The sequence below is a fragment of the Streptomyces sioyaensis genome (assembly GCF_004122735.1).
In the GTDB taxonomy this organism is placed as follows: Bacteria; Actinomycetota; Actinomycetes; order Streptomycetales; family Streptomycetaceae; genus Streptomyces; species Streptomyces sioyaensis.
This window is the reverse complement of the sequence record NZ_SDIF01000242.1, coordinates 1-4,118: the sequence shown is the minus strand read 5'-3', so window position 1 is coordinate 4,118 and position 4,118 is coordinate 1. Positions and strand designations below refer to the sequence as shown.

The following is a 4,118-nucleotide window of genomic DNA, read 5'->3' as shown; positions in this document are numbered from 1 at the left end:
TGGGACGACCTGGTCCGCGGCGCCATCGGCGCCGTCGTCCTGGTCGACACCCGACGCCTCGCCGACTGCTTCCCCGCGGTCGACTACTTCGAGAACAGCGGACTGCCGTTCGTCATCGCCCTCAACGGCTTCGAGGGGTACCAGCCCTACACGCCCGACGAGGTGCGCGAGGCGCTGCAGATCGGTCCCGGGACCCCGATCATCACCACCGACGCCCGGCACCGCAGCGAGGCCAAGAGCGCCCTGATCACGCTCGTGGAGCACGCGCTGATGGCCCGCCTGCAGTAGCGCGCCCGACGGCCCGCCCGGCATCCGGCGCGGGCCGTACGGCAGTTGTCCCCACCCGGGGTGTTCCGCCCTGCCACGGGGCAGGTTCCCGGGATGCCCTGAGTCGATCTGTGTCCTTCGACACGCATACAAATTTGCTTCATAACGTTTCGACAGTGAATCACCGGGGTTTCGACACCCCGCGCGCATGCCCGGCTTCGCTGCGCTCACATTCCTCCTGCATTTTGCCGCGGCTCGCCCTTAACGCCCCTTTTATCTAAGGCACTTCGGCGCCCGCTCCGCCTTTGTCCAGTGTTTGGAACGCACCGCCCTGACGTGCTGAAATTCGCTGAAACTCCGGAGTAGGAACGCCCAGAAGAAACGGCACAGCAAGTCAGTGCCGGCGCCGAGAGGTTGTTGGTCGAGTGAGGCGAAGCAAGGAGAGCCCCGAGCCGCAGGAACCGCGGCGGGGCAACTTCACCCCGCCACCCAGAGGTGGCGTACCGGCTTCCGACGCGCCCGAAAACACGGTCGCGAAGCCTCCGGTCAGTGGCGGGAAGTACTCCCCGCGCAACTGGCGCGTGGCGACCCGTCTGAACGCCATTCTGCTGATTCCGGTGCTGCTCGCCCTGGTATTCGGCGGCCTGCGGGTGAACAGTTCGTTCGCCACCTGGCAGGAGGCACAGGACGCGGAGAACACCGCGAAGCTCGTGCGTGCCGCGCTCTCCTACAGCACCGCCATGATCGACGAGCGGGACCGCACCGCGGCGCCGCTGTTGGAAGGCAAGAAGGACGACCCGGTCGTGCAGGAGGCGCGGGACGCCACCGACGCCGCCGCCGCCAAGTTCCACGAGGCCGCCAAGGCCATGCCGGACAAGCCCGGCCTCAAGCGCCGGCTCACCTCCTTCGAGAAGGTCGAGCCCAAGCTCCAGAAGCTGCGCCAGGTCGCCTACACCTCCAAGCTGCACGGTGTGCAGACCGAAGAGGGCTATGTCGAGGTCCAGCACCCCCTGATGGAGTTCGCCAACGAACTCGGCCTGGGCACCGGCAACATCACGTCCTACGGCCGTACCGTCTACGCCATCGCGCTGGCCAAGGCCGCCGAGTCGCTGGAACGGTCCATCGGCACCCACCTCCTGGTCGACCCGGCCACCCCGCAGGGCGGCAAGGAGCACAAGCTCCAGCTGACCGCCTTCGCGTCGTACCGCTACCTGGAGGGCATCGCCATCGGCGAGTTCACCTCCGGCGGCACGCCCGAGGACGTCGCCCGGCTGAACAAGGACGCCGCCGCGCTCAAGCAGACCGCGCAGCACAAGATCGCCCAGGCGAAGGCGCAGGCACAGGCCGCCGGCCGGCCGTTCCGCACCCCGCCGACGATCGACCAGATGTCGACGCTGATCGCCACCGGCGCGGCGCCGGAGTCACTGAGCACCCGCGGCATCACCTCCGACAGCTACTTCGCCTCGGCGACCGGCAAGTTCAGCATGTACCGGTCCATCGAGAAGGACCTGGCGGACAAGGCCGTGAACGAGGCGGCGCAGATCTCCGACGACGCCCGCCAGTCCACCTTCGTCGACTCCGGCATCGTGCTGGCCGCGCTGATCATCGCCTTCGTCGTGGCCGGTCTGATGGCCCGCCGGATGAGCCGCAACATGCGCCAGCTGCGCACCGCCGCCTTCGGCATCGCCGAGCAGCGGCTGCCGATGCTGGTCGACCAGCTCTCCCGGACGGACCCGGGCCGGGTCGACACCCGCGTGACGCCCATCCCGATCGCCACCACCGACGAGATCGGCGAGGTCGCCCGGGCCTTCGACCAGGTCCACCGCGAGGCCGTCCGGCTCGCCGCCGAGCAGGCACTGCTGCGGGGCAACGTCAACGCGATCTTCACCAACCTCTCCAGCCGCAACCAGGGCCTGATCGAGCGCCAGCTGGAGCTGATCACCGACCTGGAGAACAACGAGGCGGACCCGGACCAGCTGGAGAGCCTCTTCCGGCTCGACCACCTCGCCACCCGCATGCGGCGCAACGGCGAGAACCTCCTCATCCTCGCGGGCGAGGAGCCCGGCCGCCGCTGGAACCAGCCGGTGCCGCTGGTCGACGTCCTGCGGGCGGCGATCAGTGAGGTCGAGTCGTACGAGCGCATCGACCTCACCGGCGTCCCCGAGAGCGAGATCCACGGCACCGCCGTGACCGACCTCGTGCACCTGCTGTCCGAGCTGCTGGAGAACGCCACCACGTTCTCCTCGCCGCAGACCAAGGTGCGGGTGGCCGCGACCCGGCTGCCCGACGGCCGGGTGATGATCGAGATCCACGACAAGGGCATCGGGCTCACCCCCGAGGACTTCGCGGACATCAACCACAAGCTGGCCAACCCGCCCAGCGTGGATGCCGCGATCTCCCAGCGCATGGGCCTGTTCGTGGTCGGCCGGCTGGCCGACCGGCACGGGATCCGGGTGCAGCTGCGCCCCTCCGGCGAGCAGGCGGGCACCACGTCCCTGGTCATGCTGCCCGAGGCGATCACCCACGGCGGTGGCGGCGAGGAGCGGTTCGACGACGACTTCACGGTCTCCCGGATCGTTCCGGAGCACCAGCAGGCGTCGCACGACGGTCAGAGCCGCCAGCGCACCGCCGCCGAGCTGGGCTTCGACGACAGCCGCTACGGCCGCCAGGACGCCGCGGACATGGACATGGTGGGCCGCTCGCTGATCCGCGAGGAGCGCCGGGCCGCCCTGGAGGCCCAGGCCTCCGGTGAGCAGCCGGTCGGCGGTGACCGACCGCTCTTCCGTGACGAGGTGCCGTCCGCCGACGCCTACCAGGACTTCCCCGGCCAGGCGCAGGACTTCCCCGGCGGCCAGGCGCAGGACTTCCCCGGCCAGGCATATGCGGAAGCCGATCAACCGCTCTACGACGACCGGTCCCACGGCAGCCAGGCGTTCGCCGATCCGGGCTTCGCGGAGACCACCGGCCAGCACCCATACGTGTCCCACGAGACGGCGCAGCCGGACGAGTGGAACGAACGGCCTGCCTTCGAGGGCTACTTCGGGACCGAAGCGGAATCTGACCGGAATGCATCTGCCGCTCCCGCTGACGGCCCTGAGCGCGTACCATTCCAGCGTCCGGGCCCCACACCGAGCGACGCCCAGCCGCTGACGGACGCCGGCCTTCCGCGCCGCGGAGGCCGCGACCAGCAGGCACCGCAGGTGCAGCAGCAGCGGAGCGCGCCGGAGACCGGCCAGGACGGCTCCGACTGGCGCAGTTCCAACGACGCGCGCTGGGAACGGGCGGGGGGACTGCGCGAGCCGAAGGCGGGCGGAGTCACCTCCTCCGGTCTCCCCCGGCGGGTGCCCAAGGCCAACCTGGTCGAAGGTGCCGCGGAGCAGACCCCACAGGGCGGCCCCCAGGTCTCCCGCGCCCCGGAGGACGTCCGCGGCAGGCTGAGTAACCTGCGCCGCGGTGTCCAGCAGGGACGCAGCGTCGGCACGGATCCCTCCGGGGTCCCCCAGAATGACCAACAGGGCTACGGCCCCGGCAGCACCTACGATCAGGAGCGTTAGTGTGAGCCCGATGAGCCAGGCGGCGCAGAATCTGAACTGGTTGATCACCAACTTCGTGGACAACACCCCCGGGGTGTCCCACACGGTCGTGGTCTCCGCGGACGGTCTCCTCCTCGCCATGTCCGAGGGCTTCCCTCGTGACAGAGCCGATCAGTTGGCGGCGGTGGCCTCCGGCCTGACCTCGCTGACCTCCGGCGCGTCCCGCATCTTCGAGGGCGGGAGCGTCAACCAGACCGTGGTGGAGATGGAGCGCGGCTTCCTCTTCATCATGTCCGTCTCCGACGGATCGTCGCTGGC

The 4,118-nt window shown here is 69.7% G+C and carries 3 protein-coding genes; all 3 read left to right on the top strand.

What is annotated here, in order from left to right:
- Positions 1–288 (top strand): GTP-binding protein (locus EST54_RS33490; RefSeq protein WP_174857568.1); only part of this gene is annotated, 288 nt, incomplete at its 5' end.
- Positions 289–692: 404 nt separating this feature from the next.
- Positions 693–3,821 (top strand): sensor histidine kinase, encoded by a 3,129-nt coding sequence (locus EST54_RS33485; RefSeq protein ID WP_161989343.1) that lies wholly within the window; start codon positions 693–695, stop codon positions 3,819–3,821.
- A gap of 10 nt (positions 3,822–3,831) precedes the next feature.
- Positions 3,832–4,118, top strand: a 287-nt coding sequence (locus tag EST54_RS33480) for a roadblock/LC7 domain-containing protein (protein WP_161989316.1), incomplete at its 3' end; no start/stop codon positions are given.